The 17,195-nt window shown below is 72.6% G+C and carries 15 protein-coding genes; 10 read left to right on the top strand and 5 right to left on the bottom strand.

Annotation, left to right across the window (positions count from 1 at the left end):
• Positions 1-27: 27 nt before the first annotated feature.
• On the top strand, positions 28-921 hold the full coding sequence (locus ACGF3A_RS07425) for an alpha/beta fold hydrolase (protein WP_393726685.1): 894 nt from the start codon (positions 28-30) through the stop codon (positions 919-921).
• Here ACGF3A_RS07425 and ACGF3A_RS07420 read toward each other — a convergent pair.
• Positions 851-2,131: an MFS transporter gene (locus ACGF3A_RS07420; protein ID WP_393726683.1), complete on the bottom strand. Its 1,281-nt coding sequence runs from the start codon at positions 2,129-2,131 to the stop codon at positions 851-853. The two genes, ACGF3A_RS07425 and ACGF3A_RS07420, sit on opposite strands and share 71 nt — an antisense overlap.
• 81 nt (positions 2,132-2,212) lie before the next feature.
• Between ACGF3A_RS07420 and ACGF3A_RS07415 the strand changes: the two genes are divergently transcribed.
• The 6 genes from ACGF3A_RS07415 to ACGF3A_RS07390 all read left to right on the top strand — a co-directional run bounded on the left by ACGF3A_RS07415 (position 2,213) and on the right by ACGF3A_RS07390 (position 7,165).
• A complete protein-coding gene (locus ACGF3A_RS07415) occupies positions 2,213-2,602 on the top strand; it encodes a MerR family transcriptional regulator (RefSeq protein WP_393726681.1) in 390 nt (129 codons plus the stop codon).
• Between the two features lie 30 nt (positions 2,603-2,632).
• Positions 2,633-2,911: a DUF397 domain-containing protein gene (locus ACGF3A_RS07410; protein ID WP_393727209.1), complete on the top strand. Its 279-nt coding sequence runs from the start codon at positions 2,633-2,635 to the stop codon at positions 2,909-2,911.
• A gap of 121 nt (positions 2,912-3,032) precedes the next feature.
• Positions 3,033-4,121: a dimethylarginine dimethylaminohydrolase family protein gene (locus tag ACGF3A_RS07405; RefSeq protein WP_393726679.1), complete on the top strand. Its 1,089-nt coding sequence runs from the start codon at positions 3,033-3,035 to the stop codon at positions 4,119-4,121.
• A complete protein-coding gene (locus tag ACGF3A_RS07400) occupies positions 4,121-4,714 on the top strand; it encodes a GNAT family N-acetyltransferase (RefSeq protein WP_393726677.1) in 594 nt (197 codons plus the stop codon). The genes ACGF3A_RS07405 and ACGF3A_RS07400 overlap by 1 nt, the downstream gene beginning before the upstream one ends.
• Positions 4,715-4,770: 56 nt before the next feature.
• Entirely contained in the window at positions 4,771-5,259 is a 489-nt protein-coding gene (locus ACGF3A_RS07395; RefSeq protein ID WP_393726675.1) for a GNAT family N-acetyltransferase, read from the top strand.
• A 106-nt stretch (positions 5,260-5,365) separates the two neighbouring features.
• On the top strand, positions 5,366-7,165 hold the full coding sequence (locus ACGF3A_RS07390) for a glycoside hydrolase family 3 protein (RefSeq protein WP_393726673.1): 1,800 nt from the start codon (positions 5,366-5,368) through the stop codon (positions 7,163-7,165).
• Here ACGF3A_RS07390 and dnaE read toward each other — a convergent pair.
• Positions 7,149-10,667: a DNA polymerase III subunit alpha gene (gene dnaE / locus ACGF3A_RS07385; protein ID WP_393726671.1), complete on the bottom strand. Its 3,519-nt coding sequence runs from the start codon at positions 10,665-10,667 to the stop codon at positions 7,149-7,151. The genes ACGF3A_RS07390 and dnaE overlap by 17 nt on opposite strands.
• Before the next feature lie 13 nt (positions 10,668-10,680).
• On the bottom strand, positions 10,681-11,226 hold the full coding sequence (locus ACGF3A_RS07380) for a TetR/AcrR family transcriptional regulator (RefSeq protein ID WP_393726669.1): 546 nt from the start codon (positions 11,224-11,226) through the stop codon (positions 10,681-10,683).
• An 80-nt stretch (positions 11,227-11,306) separates the two neighbouring features.
• Here ACGF3A_RS07380 and ACGF3A_RS07375 point away from each other — a divergent pair, with 80 nt between their 5' ends.
• The 3 genes from ACGF3A_RS07375 to ACGF3A_RS07365 all read left to right on the top strand — a co-directional run bounded on the left by ACGF3A_RS07375 (position 11,307) and on the right by ACGF3A_RS07365 (position 13,981).
• On the top strand, positions 11,307-12,116 hold the full coding sequence (locus ACGF3A_RS07375) for an alpha/beta fold hydrolase (protein WP_393726667.1): 810 nt from the start codon (positions 11,307-11,309) through the stop codon (positions 12,114-12,116).
• Between the two features lie 174 nt (positions 12,117-12,290).
• Positions 12,291-12,878 (top strand): TetR/AcrR family transcriptional regulator, encoded by a 588-nt coding sequence (locus ACGF3A_RS07370; RefSeq protein WP_393726665.1) that lies wholly within the window; start codon positions 12,291-12,293, stop codon positions 12,876-12,878.
• A gap of 59 nt (positions 12,879-12,937) precedes the next feature.
• On the top strand, positions 12,938-13,981 hold the full coding sequence (locus ACGF3A_RS07365; RefSeq protein ID WP_393726663.1) for a DUF6461 domain-containing protein: 1,044 nt from the start codon (positions 12,938-12,940) through the stop codon (positions 13,979-13,981).
• On the opposite strand, the gene ACGF3A_RS07360 is transcribed toward ACGF3A_RS07365, so the two are convergent.
• The gene (locus ACGF3A_RS07360) at positions 13,971-15,500 is read right to left on the bottom strand and encodes a nickel transporter (protein WP_393726661.1); all 1,530 of its coding nucleotides are present in this window, start codon (positions 15,498-15,500) and stop codon (positions 13,971-13,973) included. The genes ACGF3A_RS07365 and ACGF3A_RS07360 overlap by 11 nt on opposite strands.
• Positions 15,497-16,813: a hypothetical protein gene (locus ACGF3A_RS07355; protein ID WP_393726659.1), complete on the bottom strand. Its 1,317-nt coding sequence runs from the start codon at positions 16,811-16,813 to the stop codon at positions 15,497-15,499. Before ACGF3A_RS07355 ends, ACGF3A_RS07360 begins: the two co-directional genes overlap by 4 nt.
• Between the last annotated feature and the right edge of the window lie 382 nt (positions 16,814-17,195).

The raw sequence follows: 17,195 nt of genomic DNA, 5'->3' as shown, positions 1-17,195 counted from the left end.
GCACACTCGACACCCTCGGAGGCCCCCGTGCGCGATCTGCCCCTCCCGGATCTGGCCGGATTCACCCACCGCTGGGTCGACGCGGACGGCGTGCGCCTTCACGCAGTCGAGGGCGGGCGGCCCGAAGACCCCGCCGTCGTCCTGCTCGCAGGCTTCCCGCAGACCTGGTGGGCCTGGCGGAAGGTGATGCCCGGACTGGCCCGCCGGTTCCACGTCATCGCGGTCGACCTGCCGGGGCAGGGCCACTCCGCGCGCCCGGAGCGCGGCTACGACACGCATACGGTCGCCGCCCACGTCCACGCCGCCGTGCGGGCCCTCGGGGTGCCGTCCTACTCCCTGGTCGCCCACGACATCGGCGCCTGGGTCGCTTTCTCTCTCGCCCTCACCCACGAGAGCCACCTGCGCGGAGTCGCTCTGCTCGACGCCGGGATTCCCGGGATCACTCTTCCGGAGACGATTCCCACCGACGCGGAGCGGGCGTGGAAGACCTGGCACTTCGCGTTCCACCTCGTGCCCGGCCTGCCCGAGACGCTGCTCGCCGGTCGCGAACGCGAGTACGTCGACTGGTTCCTGAAGGCGAAGGCCCTGTCCCCCCGTACGTTCGACGACGCCGAGGTCGATCACTACGCGGCGGCCCTCGCCGCGGACGGCGGCCTGCGCGCCTCCCTCGCGTACTACCGGGACGCGGCGGAGTCCGCGCGCAAGAACCGCGAGGCGCTGGAGCGGCGGCACCTGTCCGTGCCCGTCCTCGGAATCTCCAGCAGCCACGGGTCCGTTCCGGACATGGCCGCCTCCCTGAGCCGGTGGGCCGACGACGTCACCGGAACCGTCGTGGCCGACGCCGGGCATTTCATCCCCGACGAGCAGCCCGAAGCCGTCGCCGCCGCGCTCGCGGACTTCTTCCGTGCAGCTTCAGCATGATGACGCTCGCAGCGGCGGTGAGGATCATCAGTACGCCGCAGCCGACGAGGACGGCCGGGGCGCTGGTCCGGTCGAGCAGGAAGCCTCCGAGTGCGGCTCCGAGGGGGGAGGCCGTCAGGAGTACGGCGCTGCGTGCGGCCAGCACCGTGGTGAGGGAGTCGGCGGGGGCGCGGTCCTGGATCAGGGTGAAGGAGAGCGCGGAGTAGGGGCCGTAGACGAGGCCGGCGCAGGCGAAGCCGATGAGGGAGGGGAGGGCGGTGTGCGTGAGGGCGAAGGGGAGCATGCCGACGCCGTGGCTCGCGATGATGCCGAGCATGACCGGCCAGAGCGGCAGCCGCCTGGCCGCGCCCAGGGCGAGGGCGCCGATGACGGCTCCGGCCCCGAAGGTGGCCCAGTAGGCGCCGAGCAGCCCCGCGCCCGCGTCGAGATCGCCGGAGACGAACAGGGGGAGGGCGACCTCGACGGGGCCGAAGGTGAGGTTGAACACCCAGGTCACCAGGAGCAGTCCGAACAGTTCCGGATGGCGGCGCAGGATGCTCAGCCCGCGCTGTGTCCCCTGTGTCCCGCCGTTCACCGGGGGTGCCGGTGAACGGGGCAGGGTGGTGCGGCCGGTCCGGACGGCGAGCACGGCGAACGTGGCGGCGTCCATGCCGATGATCCACGCCGGGGACACCGCTCCCGCGAGAACGCCCGCGAGCGCGGGGCCCGCGATGGTCGCGCTCCACAGGCTGGTGCTGAGCACGCTGTTGGCCGCCAGGCGCTGATCGTCGGGGAGCAGAGGGGCGAAGAGCGCGTGCTTTCCGGCCTTGCCCCAGGCGTGGAGCAGCGAGGAGGCGGCCAGGAGCCCGACGTACACGGTCGGGGTGAGCAGTCCCGTCAGGTGTGCGAGCGGGATCGTCCCCAGCAGTACGGCCCGCAGCGCGGAGTCGGTGACCAGGAGCCGTCGCGCGGGCAGCCGCCGCATCCACCGGCCCAGGACCAGTGCGCCCAGCGCGCCCGGCAGGACGTAGGAGGCGACGGCGATGCCTGCCAGCGCGCCCTGGCCGCCCTCGGGCCCCAGCGTGATCGCGAGCCACGCGACCGCGACGACGGTCATGCCGTCCCCCAGGTCGGACAGCGCGAAGACCGGCATCAGCCGCCGAAAGGTACGGTCGGCGAACAGAGCGCGGTACGGGCCGGGCAGCAGGCGTCCCGGTGCTGCTGAGAACATGCAGGTCAGCGTCCTGCTTCAAGCACGCTTGAAGTCAAGGTCGAGGACGAATCGGAGACCGAGGAGACCGAGGGGGCAGGCGTGCGGTATCTGCCCATCGGCGAGCTCGCGGAGAAGGCCCGGGTGCGGGCTTCGGCGCTGCGCTACTGGGAGGAGCGCGGCCTGCTGCCCGGCGCGCGGCGCGAAGGAGGGCGCCGGGTGTGGCCCGCCAGCACGGTCCGCCGGGTCGCCCTGATCAAGATGACGCAGCGGGCGGGCTTCACCCTCGCCGAGATCGCGCAACTGCTGGCCGAGGACACCACTCCCTCCGCCACCCGCCAGTGGCGGGACATGGCCGCGCGCAAACTGCCCGAACTCGACCGGCACATCGCACAGACCCAGGCCCTGCGGCAGGCGGTCGCGGACTGCCTGGAGTGCGGCTGCATGAAATTCGATCAGTGTGCGCTGCTCGACGCCACGGACTCTCCGTGACAACCGGCTGAGAGGACGACGTCGCCCGCTATCAGGCACTCATCGACGACGCGCGGACAGCGTCGCTGCCTCCCCGCGAATCGCTCGAACTGCTCCACCAGGCCGCGAAGGAACTCAGATGACACCCTCATATGGCGCACCAGCAGCCACAGCGGTGCTCAGGGCGACTGCGTCCAGGTCGCCGAGACCGGTACCCGACGGCTGGTCCGGGACAGCAAGGTTCCGGACGGGCCCGTGCTCGGATTCTCGGGGGACACGTGGACGGCGTTCCTGCGCGGGATCAGAAGCAGCCGTCACACCACGCAGTAGACCCAAAGTGGCACCGGGCGCTCCCCCCGGAGGCGGACGACGGTGGCTGGGCGACCAGGGAACGTGGTGGCAGCGATGCACGAGTGGAGCTGCCGTCGGCCTATGGAGGCCCGTTGTGAATATGCCGAACCGTCGCAAAGTCCTGGTCTCGGGAACCGCAGTCGCCGCCGCGGCGGCGACTGGAGGCGCCGCACACGCCACGGCGCCACGGCAGTCGGCGGTCGGCCCGCGCCGGATTGCCGTACGGGACGAGCTCGCGCCGCTGAAGGAGGCGTTCGTCGGCCGCATGGACATCGATTCGTTGGTCCATCCGCTGTCCTACTCGATCGTGGAGTACTGGGGCATGTCGCAGGCGAAGATCGACGCCTGGAACCGCGGCGTGGGCAGGCCGTTCCGCGACATGCTGGACCCTGCGGAAACCAAGGCGGTCGAGCACCAGATGGAATCCCTGGTCTCGCTCTACGAGGCGCACGGTGTCCGTGTACACCGGCCCCGGCAGCTGACCAGGTACGAGGACGAGTTCGTGACGCGCGGCCACGCGGAGCTCTACACGCGGGATACGGTCGTCGTCGTCGGGAACACAGCGGTCGAGACGACTCCCATGATGCCTTCGCGCCGTAAGGAGATCTTCGGCCTGCGCGAAACCCTCACCGCCAGGCTCGCCGCAGACCCGGACGCCGGTCACGTGGCGATGCCTCAGCCCCCGCCGACCGTGCCCGACCACAGGGTGCCGGAATCCCCCGGTCCCTTCTTGGAAGGCGGAGATCTCTTCCAACTCGGGGACGACATCCTCGTCGGCAACTCCGGGCTGGCCTCCAACTCCGCGGGCGTCGCGTGGCTGCGCCGTCAGTTCCCGGACCGCCGGGTCCACGAAGTCGGGCTTCGGCGTCCCTGGCTCCACCTCGACTGCGTCCTCTCCATCATCCGCCCCGGCCTCGTGATGTGCTATCGCGACGGCCTCGTCGACGGCCTGCCGGAACCGATCGCCGACTGGGAGGTCATCGACGCGACGAGGGAAGAGGCCCACGCGCTGGGTTGCAACACCATGGCCCTGGCCCCGAACAAGGTCGTCATCGCGCGCGAGCACACCCGGCTGATCAGGCAACTGCGCAGACGACGCGTGGACGTCATCAGTGAGTTCGAGTTCGGCGCGGTCTGCGCCTTGGGCGGCGGCATCCGCTGCGTCACCAGCCCCCTGAGGCGAGGCTGATGCAGGGAGAGTCCTGGCTGGTGGACGTGTTCATGGAAACCGAGCGGCTGGTGCTGCGCCGTTTCACCGAGGCGGACGTGGACAACCTGGTGGAGCTGGACAGTGACCCCGAGGTGATGCGGTTCCTCACCGGTGAGCCGACTCCGCGTGCGGAGATCGAGGACGAGGTCCTGCCGAAGGTCCTGCGGGACTACCGTCGGGGCCCGGCGGGGCGCTGGGCGGCTGTCGAGCGCGGCACCGGGGAGTTCGTGGGATGGCTGAGCCTCCAGCCGCCCGAGGACGGCGGCGTCCGGGAGGTGGAGCTCGGGTACCGGCTCAAGGCATCGGTCTGGGGCAAGGGGTACGCCACCGAGGGAGCCCGTGCGCTGATCCGCAAAGGCTTCGCCGAACTCGGTGTTCAGCGGGTGTGGGCCCAGACCATGGCGGTCAACACCGCCTCGCGCCGCGTCATGGAGAAGGCCGGTCTCGCCTACGTACGCACCTTCCACCTGGAATTCGACGACCCGCTCCCGGGCAGCGAGCACGGCGAGGTCGAGTACGAGCTGCGACGGGCCGACTGGGACACCGGCCCCCACCTCCAGCTCGTCGACTGACGAGACGGGACGTGTCCCGGGGAACCAACCGCCCGTGCGCTGCCAGGAGGCGCCCCATGGATGTCGAGAACCTCAGCGGGCTCCACGTCACACGTGCGGACCCATCGGACTGGGCCGCGCTGGCCGGGATCGATTCCGTCGCGGCAGCAGGCGACCTTGCGCGACGCGACGGCATCCGCCGCTGGTGCGAGCACGGCGTGGCCCTCATCGCCCGGGACTCATCCGGACCTGTGGGGTACAGCGTGCTGGAGTACACGTTCTTCGAGCAGGGCTTCGTCACCATGCTGATGGTCGCCCCCGACGCCCGCCGACGAGGCGTGGGAGCGCGTCTCCTCACGGCAACGGAGACCGTATGCGCCACCGCGAAGCTGTTCACCTCGACCAACGTCTCCAACCACCCCATGCAGCAGCTGCTGCAACACGCCGACTGGCATCCGGTCGGTCTGCTGCACGGCCTCGACGAGGGAGATCCCGAACTCTTCTACCTCTGCCCACGTGCCCGACTCCCCGACGCCACGGGCACCGACGAGTCGACGACAAGCTGAGAGCGTTCCCAAAAGTACGGTCCGGCTCTAGCTTGTGCGGCGACAGTGACCGTCGTCCTGGGAGGGGATCGTGAGACGAGGGATCAAGGTTCGGTTAGGGATCGGCGTGAGCGTGCTCGCGTTGTGCGCGGGGGCCGTGGGGGTGGCGCCCGCGGGGGCCGACAGCGGGCGTGCGGCGTACAAGGACGACCGCCTGTCCACCGGCGAGCGCGTCAGCGACCTGCTCTCGCGCATGACGCTGGACGAGAAGCTCGGGCAGATGACGCAGGCCGAGCGAGGGGCGCTCGCCCCGCAGCAGGAGGATCTCGCCAAGTACGGGATCGGGTCCGTGCTCTCCGGCGGCGGCTCGACGCCCGCGACGAATACGCCCGCCGCCTGGGCCGACATGTACGACAGCTTCCAGCGCACCGCGCTCAGCACCCGCCTCGGCATCCCGATGATCTACGGGGCCGACGCCGTGCACGGGCACAACAACGTCAAGGGCGCGACGATCTTCCCGCACCACATCGGGCTGGGCGCCACCCGGGACCCGGGGCTCACCGAGAAGATCGGGCGGACCACCGCGAAGGAGATGGCCGGGACAGGCGTCGACTGGAACTTCGCCCCGTGCCTGTGCGTGGCCCGCAACGACCGTTGGGGGCGTACGTACGAGTCGTACGGGGAGGTCCCGGAGCTGCCCAGCGCCCTCGGGGCCTCCGAGATCGAGGGGCTGCAGCACCGGCTCGGCGACCCCGGCGTGCTGGCCACCGCCAAGCACTACGTCGGGGACGGCGGGACCGAAGGGGGCGACGACCAGGGCGACACTCGCGTCAGCGAGAAGGAGCTGCGAGCCACGCACCTGCCGCCGTTCCGCAAGGCTGTCCGGCAAGGTGTCGGCTCCGTCATGGTCTCCTTCAGCAGCTGGAACGGGCAGAAGCTGCACGGGCACAAGTACCTGATCACCGATGTGCTGAAGAAAGAGCTGCGCTTCAAGGGGTTCGTCGTCTCCGACTGGGCCGGTATCGACCAGCTCGACGGCAAGGAGGGCTTCACCGGGGAGGAGGTGCGGACCGCCGTCAACGCCGGGATCGACATGGTGATGGTGCCGAACGACTACAAGAAGTTCCTCAGCCTCCTGAAGGAGGAAGTCGATGCCGGGCGGATCTCGATGTCCCGCGTCGACGACGCCAATCGGCGCATCCTCGCCCAGAAGTTCCGGCTCGGGCTCTTCGAACGGCCGTTCACCGACCGGTCCCACACCGATGACGTCGGGTCGGCCGAGCACCGGGCCCTCGCCCGGGAGGCCGTGCGCGAGTCGCAGACTCTGCTGAAGAACGATCACCGCGTCCTCCCGCTCAAGAAGAAGAGCAAGATCTTCGTCGCCGGGAAGAACGCCGACGACATCGGCAACCAGTCCGGCGGCTGGACGATCACCTGGCAGGGGCAGAGCGGCGACATCACCCCCGGGACCACCATCCTGGAGGGGATGAGGAAGCGGGCTCCCCACCTCACGTACGACCGGAACGGCGAAGGCATCGACAAGAGTTACGACGTCGCCGTGGCGGTCGTCGGCGAGAAGCCGTACGCCGAGTTCGAGGGCGACAGGCCCGGCGCGATGGGGCTGGACGACGAGGATCTCGCGACGCTCAAGCGGCTCAAGGCGTCCGGCGTGCCCGTCGCCGTGGTGCTCGTCTCCGGGCGGCCCCTGGACATCGCGGACCAGCTCCCCGGCTGGGACGCGCTGCTGGCGTCCTGGCTGCCGGGGACGGAGGGGAACGGCGTGTCCGACGTGCTGTTTGGCGCGTACCGGCCCACCGGCAAGCTGCCGGTGAGCTGGATGCGCGACGCCGCGCAGCAGCCGGTGAACGTGGGGGACGGCAAGCGTCCGCTCTTCCCGTACGGCTACGGGCTCACGTACCGGCGCTGACCGCCACCGCCGCCTTCAGGTCCGCCCACAGCGCGGGGCCGACGCGGACGCGGTCGGCGAGCCGGTAGACGGTCGTCCGCGTACGGCCCCGCACGCTGAGGTGGACCTCCGTGGGGCCCGGGTGTGCCCGGAGCACCTCGCCGAGACCCCGCACCGACTCCGGGGTCACCTGGGCCTCGCGGAGGTGGAGCCGTACGGGCGCGTGCCCGCCCGCCTCCGCGAGGTCCGGGACGGCCAGCTCGGTCGCGACGAGCCGGGGCACGTCCTCGCGCCGGTCGAGGCTGCCCTTGACCAGCACGATCGTGTCCTCCGTGAGCTGGGTGGAGACGAGCTGGTAGGTCGCGGGGAAGAACATGCAGTCCAGCGAGCCGGCCAGGTCCTCCACCGTGGCGATGGCCCAGGGGCTGCCCTGCTTGGTCACCTTCCGCTGGAGCCCGGAGACGATGCCGCCGACGGTGACGACGGCGCCGTCCGCGAAGTCGCCGCCGGTGAGCTGGGAGATCGCGGCGTCGGACCGCTCCCGGAGCAGGTGCTCGACGCCGAAGAGGGGGTGGTCGGAGACGTAGAGGCCGAGCATCTCCCGTTCCTGGGCGAGGAGATGGGACTTCTCCCACTCCTCGGAGGAGAACTCGACGTCCAGGCCGAAGGCGGGGCCCGCCGTCTCCTCCGCGAACAGGTCGAACTGGCCCTCCGCCTCCTTCCGCTTGACCCGCACCACCGTGTCGATCATCGGCTCGAACGCGGCAGCCAGGCCCTTGCGCGTGTGGCCCATGCCGTCGAAGGCCCCGGCCTTGATCAGGGACTCGACCGTCCGCTTGTTGCAGACGACCTCCTCGACCTTCTCCAGGAAGTCGGGGAACGAGGCATAGCGCCCCTTCGCCTTCCGGCACCGCACCACCGAGTCGACCACGTTCTGCCCGACGTTCCGGACCGCCGTCAGGCCGAAGAGGACCGTGGAGTCGTCGCGCGAGGCGAAGTCGGCCTCGGACTCGTTGACGTCCGGGGGCAGCACGGTGATGCCCATCTTCCGGCACTCGTTCAGGTAGACCGCCGACTTGTCCTTGTCGTCGCGGACCGAGGTGAGCAGCGCGGCCATGTACTCGGCGGGGTAGTTCGCCTTCAGGTAGGCGGTCCAGTACGAGACGAGCGCGTACGCCGCCGCGTGCGCCTTGTTGTACGCGTATCCCGCGAAGGGCACGAGCACGTCCCAGACCGCCTGGATCGCCGCGTCGCTGTACCCCCGCTCCCGACAGCCCTCGCGGAAGGGCACGAACTCCTTCTCCAGGACCTCGGCCTTCTTCTTCCCCATGGCCCGTCGCAGCAGGTCGGCCTGGCCCAGCGAGTACCCGGCCAGCGCTTGTGCGGCCTTCTGAACCTGCTCCTGGTAGACGACCAGTCCGTAGGTGAGGCCGAGGACCTCGCGCAGCGGCTCGGCCAGCTCGGGGTGGATGGGGGTGATCTCCTGCTGGCCGTGCTTGCGCAGGGCGTAGTTGACGTGCGAGTTCATGCCCATCGGGCCGGGGCGGTAGAGCGCGGTGACGGCGATGATGTCCTCGAAGTGGTCGGGCCGCATCTGCCGCAGCAGGGAGCGCATGCCGCCGCCGTCGAATTGGAAGACGCCCAGCGTGTCGCCCCTGCCGAAGAGCGCGAACGTCGCGGCGTCGTCCAGCGGCAGCGACAGCAGATCGAGCTCGACGCCCTTCGTACGGCGGATCATCCGGACCGCGTCGTCCGTGATGGTGAGGTTCCGCAGGCCCAGGAAGTCCATCTTGAGCAGGCCGAGCGACTCGCAGCTCGGATAGTCCCACTGCGTGATGGTGACCCCGTCGCTGTGCCGCACCCACACCGGGACGTGGTCGGTGACCGGCTCGCTGGCCATGATCACGCCCGCCGCGTGCACCCCCATCTGCCGCACCAGGCCCTCGACGCCGCGCGCGGTGTCGACGACCTTCCGCACGTCCGGCTCGTTCTCGTAGAGCGCCCGCACCTCGCCCGCCTCCGCGTAACGGGGGTGGGCGGGGTCGGTGATGCCGGACAGGTCGATGCCCTTGCCGCCGACGTCGGCGGGCATGGCCTTGGTGACGCGGTCACCCATCGCGTACGGGTAGCCCAGCACCCGGGCCGCGTCCTTGATCGCGTTCTTCGCCTTGATGGTGCCGTACGTGCCGATCATCGCGACCTTGTCGGCGCCATACTTCTCCGTGACGTACCGGATGACCTCCACGCGCCTGCGCTCGTCGAAGTCGATGTCGACGTCCGGCATGGAGACCCGCTCGGGGTTGAGGAACCGCTCGAAGATCAGCCCGTGTGCGAGCGGGTCGAGGTCCGTGATGCCCATCGCGTACGAGACGAGGGACCCGGCGGCGGAGCCGCGCCCAGGGCCGACCGCGATCCCGTTCTCCTTCGCCCAGTTGATGAAGTCGGCGACGACGAGGAAGTAGCCGGGGAACCCCATCTGGACGATCACGTCCATCTCGTACGCCGCCTGGCGCTCGTACTCCTCCCCCACCCCGCCCGGGAGGCGGCGGCGCAGCCCGCGCGCGACCTCCTCGCGGAACCAGGTGACCTCCGTGTACCCGTCGGGCACGTCGAAGCGGGGCATCAGGTCCCGCTTGGTGAACATGCCGTCGGTCTCGACGCGTTCGGCGACGAGCAGCGTGTTGCGGCAGCCCTCCTGCCAGGCGTCCGAGGAGTCGATCGCGTACATCTCGGCGGCGGACTTGAGGTGGTAGCCGGAGCCGTCGAAGCGGAAGCGGGCGGGGTCGGCGAGGCTCTTGCCGGTCTGGACGCACAGCAGTGCGTCGTGCGCCGTCGACTCGTGCGCGTAGGTGTAGTGCGAGTCGTTGGTGACCAGCGGCGGGATGCCGAGCCTGCGGCCGATGTCGAGGAGCCCGTCGCGGACGCGGCGCTCGATCTCGATGCCGTGGTCCATCAGCTCCAGGAAGTAGGAGTCCTTCCCGAAGATGTCCCGGTACGTGGCGGCGGCGTCGAGCGCCTCCTCGAACTGGCCGAGCCGCAGCCGCGTCTGCACCTCGCCCGAGGGGCACCCGGTGGAGGCGATCAGCCCCTCGGACCACTGGGCGAGGGTCTCCTTGTCCATGCGGGGCCACTTCTGCAGCCAGCCCTCGGCGTACGCGTCGGAGGAGAGCCGGAAGAGATTGTGCAGGCCGGTCGCGTTGCGGGCCCAGAGCGTCTTGTGGGTGTAGCCGCCGGAGCCGGAGACGTCGTCGCGCTTCTGGTGCGGCTGGCCCCACTGGACCTTCCGCTTCAGCCTGCGGGAGGCGGGCGCGACGTACGCCTCGATGCCGATGACGGGCGTGATCCCCGCGTCCGCCGCCCGGTGGAAGAAGTCGTAGGCGCCGTGCAGATTGCCGTGGTCGGTCATGGCCAGGTGCGTCATGCCGAGGTCGGCGCAGGCGCGGAAGAGGTCGGGGAGCCGGGCCGCGCCGTCGAGCAGCGAGTACTGGGTGTGGACGTGCAGATGGGCGAAGGGCTCGGACACCGTCCCCTCCTTGTCAGCCGTCGGCGAGGTGGTCCGCGAGCGCGCGCAGGGCCCGCACCACATCGGCTCCCGAGGGGGCGCTGTCGGGGTCGATCAGCCACTGCTGGGTGAGCCCGGCGGTGAGCGCCATGTGCACGGAGCCGACGGCACGGGCCTCGTCCGGGTCGTCGACGCCGTAGAGCTCGGCGGAGAGCGTGGTGCGCGCCTTCGCGTACGCCTCCGCGATCTGCTGCCGGATCTCGGGCGTACGCTCCGCCTCGGCCTGCGCCTCCAGCGCGGCGACGAGCACCGGACGGTCCGCCGCCTCGGGCGCGGCGACCCGCCGCCAGTACCGCTCGTCGGCCCTCTCCGCGCCCCGCGAGACCCGGTCGCCCCACTCGTGGACGATCTCCAGCAGGGCCGCGTTGAGGAGGGCCTCCTTGGAGCCGTAGTGGTAATTGATCGTGCCCACCGGCGCGTTGTTCGCGGCGGCGGCGATGTCGCGCGAGGTCGTACGTGCGTAGCCTCGCTCCTCCAGGCAGCGCTTGGCGCCCGCCATGAGCTGTTCACGGTGTCCCATGGGCGCCACCCTACACAGTTTTGAACACTGGTTCAGAACGTTGGTTCAAAACACAGGTTCAAGAGGGAGAAGGAGAGAACATGCGGAAGCCGTTGCACGTCACGACGTGGGACGACGGAGCCGCGCACGGGGCCCCGGCGGTCTTCGTCCACGGCATCCTCACCTGGGCCACCGACGAGCGGTACGGCTTCGGCGCCCAGCGCGAACTCGCCCGCGAGCGGCGCCTGCTGATGACCGACCGGCGCGGCTACGGGCAGAGCCCCGACACGGGGCGCAGCGACTTCGAGGAGGACGCGGAGGACCTGGTGAAGGTCCTGGAGAGCGCCGGGGGCCCGGCCGGGAGCCCGGCCCATCTGGTCGGCCACGCGAACGGCGGCCTCGCGGCGCTGATCGCCGCCGGACGCCGCCCCGACCTCGTCCGCTCCCTCGCCCTGATCCAGCCCTCGGTCTTCCGCGTCGCGGCGGACCGCGCGCCGGTACGGGCGCTGTACGAGCGGGTCGCCGAGTCCTCCGGCCCGCCGCCCGGCCTCTCCCCCGAGGAGTTCCTGCGCGCCTCGACCGAGGGCATCGGAATGGAACCCCCGGAACCGACCCCGGCCCGCCTCCGCGCCGCCCGCACCTCCATGGGCGAACGCGGCGTCTGGGAGGCCGACCCCGCCCTCGCCCCCGTACGGGACGCGCCCTGGCCCGTCCTCGTGATCTCCGGCGACTGGACGGGCGCCCCGCCGCTCTACCGCGAGTACGCCGGAGAGGCCCTGATGGCCGCCGCCGAAGCGCTGACCGACGCCCTCGCCGCCCGCCACCTCCGCGTCCCCGGCTACTACCCCCACACCCAGCAACCGGCCCTGGTGAACGCGGGGCTGCGTGAGCTGTGGGCGAAGACCGGCTGACACGGACGCCGGACCAGATCGTGCCCCGAAGGGGCGCGGGGAACTGCGCGACCGGCCACCGCACACCCGCGGACCGCGAAGCACGGACAGGGGCAGCCCGAACCCGGCACCGACCGGTACCGTGAGCCCGGATATGGGCGTACGCCCACTCCCCCGCGAGGAAAGAGGGAAACGGTGCCGACCGGAGTGGCCCTGCGCGACGCGAAAGAGCAACTCTTCGGCGCCGCGGAGCGCATCCTCGTACGGGACGGGCCGAACGCCCTCACGAGCCGGGCCGTCACCACCGAGGCGGGCTGCGCCAAAGGCGTACTGCACCGGCACTTCGAGGACTTCGACGACTTCCTCGCCGCACTCGTACGCGACCGCGTCGCCCGACTCGACGTCCAGTCCACGGCCCTGCTCGGGGCCGCCGGAACCGGCACCGTCGCCGGGAACCTCGCGGGCGCGCTGACAGACCTGTTCGAGTCGGTCGCCGTCGGCATCGTCGGCCTCGTCACCTCACGGGACGGCCTGCGCGCCCGGCTGCGCCCGACCACGCCCGTCGGGATCCCCCTCCTCACGGAGGCGACAGCCATGATCGCCGCGTACCTCGCCGCCGAGCGCGAGCGCGGCCGTATCGCGGCGGACGCCGATCTCGACGCCCTCGCCCCCATGCTGACCGGCGCCGGGCACCTGCTCTTCGCGGACCGCGAGAGCGGCCCGCCGGACGCGGAGACGGTACGCCGCACGGTGACGGCCGCCCTCGCGGGCGTCCTGCGCTAACCATCGGCCTGACGCCCGGCGGCCCCCGGCTGTCAGTGGCGGCGGCGAGAATCCACGGTATGACTTCACCCGAGCGCCTCGACGGACTCCTCACCGGCTGGGGACTTCAGGTGACGGCCACGATCACGGCCGTGCACAGCGGCGACGAGGACGCCGTGATCCGGCACTTCGGCGGCGACCCCGGGACGGCCCGGCCCATGCCCCTGGAGGAGCTGAGCGAGCACTACGACAGGGACCTCGTCCTGATCTCACGGTCGGGACCGGCGGTCGTCGTCGTGGAGAACAACGGCTATCAGGGCTCGCGCGAAGAGGTGCTGCGCCCGCTCTCCCGCCTCGGCCGCACCGCCAGTGCCTTCTGGAACGTGAACGCGGTGTCCCGGTTGAGCCTGGCCGAGGACGGGCTGATCTCCTCCGCGCTCGACATGGTCGTGCTGGACGAGGAGCCCTTCGGGGCTCGGCCCGACGCCTGGGAACCCCTGCTGGAGGGCCTGGACTTCGAGATCGACGAGCGGTGGGGCGTGGGCCTCGCGGCGGTCGAGCGCGCGACGGGCGCGCGGTTCGACGACGCCTGGGCACGGGGCCCGCACCGCGCCGTGGAGATCAGGCCGGTGCCGGAGTACGTGCTGGGACAGGGGTCCGCCGATTCGCCGCTGCTCCAGCGGGAGCCGTTCGTGGGCTACTTGGCGGACCTGGACTCCGCACCGGGCCCCGCGCTGCTGGAGCGGATGCGCCACCATGCCCTGGACCTGGCCCTCGCCCACGCCGAGCTGCGCGAACACCCCTTGGCCAGCGCGGCGCTCACGCACCCGGTCGCCGGGCCGGAGCGGCTGCGGGGCGAGCTCGGCGCCGCGCGCGACACGGCGCTCGCCCGGTCCCGGGCGCTGCGCGCCGGGGAAGCCACGGACTTCGAGCCCGAGTGGGAGCGCCCCTCCCACCTCGCCTTCCGGCAGGCCGTGGTCCTCAGCGTGCTCGCCGACTACGTCGCGGGGGACTCGGACGTCGTCAGCGCCCTGATCAACGCGATGACGGGAGACGGCGAACGCACCCAGGAGTTCTGGATGGTCCACCAGCTGCACCACGCCGCGACCCGGCTCATACCGTGACCAGCGCGCGGGCCGTGAGCGCCGCGCCGAGGACGACCACGAGGGTGGCCGTTCCCGTGGGGGCCGTACGGTGCAGGGCGCCGAGGACGCGGGCGTACCGGCCCGTGTCCGTGAGGCGGTGCGCCAGCCGCCCGCCCAGGTGGACGAGCAGGACGCCGACCGTCACCAGCGTCAGGGCGAGGCCCGCGCCGTAGGCCGTCACCAGGAGGGCCCCGAACCAGAGTTGGCCCAGGGCGCTGGACCCGACGAGCACCAAGACGGCAGAGGGGCTGGGGACCAGTCCTCCGGCGAAGCCGAGCAGGAGGGTGTCCCGTTTCCGCAGGGGCGCGGGGTGAGCGTGCGTATGCGTATGGGCGTGCGTATGGCCGTGCCCGTGGGCGTGCCCATGCCCGTGGGCGTGCCCATGGGACTTGCCGTGCCGCCGCGCGCGCCGCAGCAGGAACGCGCCCGACACCGCGACCAGCACTCCGCTCGCCACGCCCAGCCACGGCGTCACGAACGGCGCGGCCCGCGAGCCGCCCACCACCAGCAGGCCGAGCAGCACGACCCCGGCGGTGTGGGTGACCGTGACCGCGGCGCCGATGCGCAGAACGTCGCGGAGGGACCGGCGTCCGCGCGCGGCGGCGGCGTACGCCGCCATCACCGTCTTGCCGTGCCCCGGCGCGAGGGCGTGCGCCGCGCCGAGCACGGTCGCGAGGGCGAGCGCGAACAGGCCGAAGCCCGGCGTGAGTTCGTGCCGCCCGACGAGCCCGGTGAAGCGCTCGGTGAGGCCGTCGGCCGGGGAGGGCGGCAGGCCGGTCGCCCGCTCGTCGCCCTCGGCTCCCTCGGCGCCCGCCGCGGGGCCGCCGGGCCGCGCGGTGAGCGTGGCCGAGCGGACCCGTACGGGCTCCGCCAGCGAGCCCTTGGGATAGCGGGTCAGCCGCGCGGAGGCGGAGCGGCGCGGGACGCTGCTCTCCGTCAGCGTCGCGCGGTCGCCGCGTGCCGTGATCTCCCGCCAGCCGGGACCCGGTTCACCGGCGGCCGTGGTGCTCGTGAAGCGGAGCTCCGTGCCGTGCCCGCGCTCCAGCGTGAGGGGCGCGCGGAGCGCGCACTCCAGGCGCAGCGTCCGCAGCCCCGCCTGGCCGGGGCGTTCGAGCGCGCGGGCGTGGGAGGGCGAGGCGGCGAGGCGCAGCGCGCGCCCGTCCGCCTCGGCCCGGCTCTCGCGTGCCGCGCGGGCGCACATCGTGCGGGCCCAGGAGGCACGTTCGGCGGCGGACAGCCGTTCGTCGCCGTTCCGGTCGATCCGTCCCGCCGCCTGCTCGGCCGGGACCTCGGCCAGGTCCTCCACGTGGGCGACCGTCAGCGCGCGGGGCGCGACGGTCAGCCCGTCGTAGGCGTTGACCGTGAAGTTGCCGAGGGGGTGCGCGGGTGCCGAGGCGGACGCGGCGGACGCGTCGTGCCCGGTGGCGAGGAGCAGGCCGAGGACGATCCCCGGCAGCGCGAGTACGTACACCAGTCGGCGCCTGATCCGTTGCCTCATCGCGCTCGTGCCTCCAGGGCCGTACGGGCCTGCGGGGTGAGGGCCGTGCGCAGCCGCAGGGCCTGGCGGGTGTGCCGGGCGGCGTCCGCGTCGCGGCCGAGGGCGCGTTCGATCTCGGCGCGGTGGTAGAGGAACATCGCGTTGCGGTAGCCCGGCGCCGCCGCGCGGCGCGCGAGGGGCAGCGCCCGCTCGTCCTGGCCGCGCCGGTGCAGGGCCCAGGCCAGCGCGTCGGCCGTGTGGACGGTGTGCCTGCGGCTCCACTCGGCGCGGGCCGCGCGCAGTGCCGTGCGCCTGTCGCCGTGGTCGGCGTCGGCGAGCGCGGTGTCGAGGTCGGTACGGACGCGCTGGGCGCGGGCCACCTTGGCCCAGGCGCCGAGGGAGTCGTACTGCTGCCGTGCCGCGTCGTGCCGCCCCCGCGCGTCGTACATCTCGCCGAGCAGGGCGCGCGGCGCGGGCAGCGGCTGCCGCGCGACGACCGCGCGCAGGTCGGCGACTGCGCCCCGCCAACGGCCCTGCGCCGCCCTGACCTGGCCCCTCCCCAGCAGCGCCGGCAGATGGCCGGGTTCGGCGTGCAGCGCCTCGGCGTACCGGCGCAGCGCCGCCGCGCCCTTCCCCTCGGCGCGGTCCAGCTCCCCCAGCGCGGTCGCGGTCTGCGCGCGGTCGGCGGGCGAGACGGCGGAGCTGTGCGCCAGCTCCAGCGCACGCCGGGCCGCGCCGCGCGCGCCGCGCAGCTCCTCGACGTACGCGAGGCGCGTGAACGCCGGGATCCCGGGCCGCCGCGCGTCGGCCTGCCGCGCGGCCGTACGCGCGGGGCCGTAGCGGCCCAGCTCGACGAGGGCGTCCACGCGGATGGCGAGGGCGAGTTCGCCGTACGCGTTGACGGCGAGCGAACGGCGCGCGAGGCGCAGGGCCGCCGGGAAGTCGTGCCGCGCGGCGGCGAGCGCGGCCTGCCCTGCGAGGGCGCCGTCGTTCGCACGGGCGGGACGCAGCTTCAGGGAACGGCCGAGGGCGGCCTCGGCCTGCCCGTAGAGCTCGGGGTCGGCGGTACGGCGGGCCTCCTCGACCCGCCCGGTGCCGAGCGCCGCCCAGGCGGCGGCGTCCCGGGGCTGCTCGGCCAGGTGCGCGCGCAGCCGCGCGAGGTACGGCCCGAGCCCCTGGCCGCTCGGCGGCACCACGGCCGAGGCACCGCGCGGCGGGGGTGCCCCGCCGCTCTCCCCTCCGGACGGCCCACCGAACGGACGCCCCGCCACCCACGCCCCGGCCGTGATCACCACGGCCAGCGCGAGGACGAGCAGAGTACGGCGGAGACGCATGGATCCTCCTCGATGACGGGCCCGAGGGGGGTGCCGGGCCGATGCCCGACGGGCCGGACGTTTTCCGATGTGTTCGGGGCGGCGGGACCGGGCCCCGTACGGGCGGAGCCCCGCGAGCCCGTGCCCGGCGACGGGCCGGACCGTCGCCGGACGCGCCGTCCGACTCCGCCGGGCGGACCGGACGGACGCGCTGTGTACGGGCCGGGGGCCGGGCCCCCGGAACGACAGGTGAGCCGGGCCCTGACGGACACGGCACGCGGTGGGCGCCGAGCCCCATGCCCGGCGAGCCGGGCGCCTTGCCAGCCGAGTCCCGACGGTTCGTGCCCGACGGGCCGACCGGACCGCCCCCGAAGGGCCCGGCGAGGACGGCCGTTCGGGCCGC

The organism is Streptomyces sp. NPDC048172, assembly GCF_043202595.1.
Lineage (GTDB): Bacteria > Actinomycetota > Actinomycetes > Streptomycetales > Streptomycetaceae > Streptomyces.
This window is presented reverse-complemented; position numbering and strand designations above follow the sequence as displayed.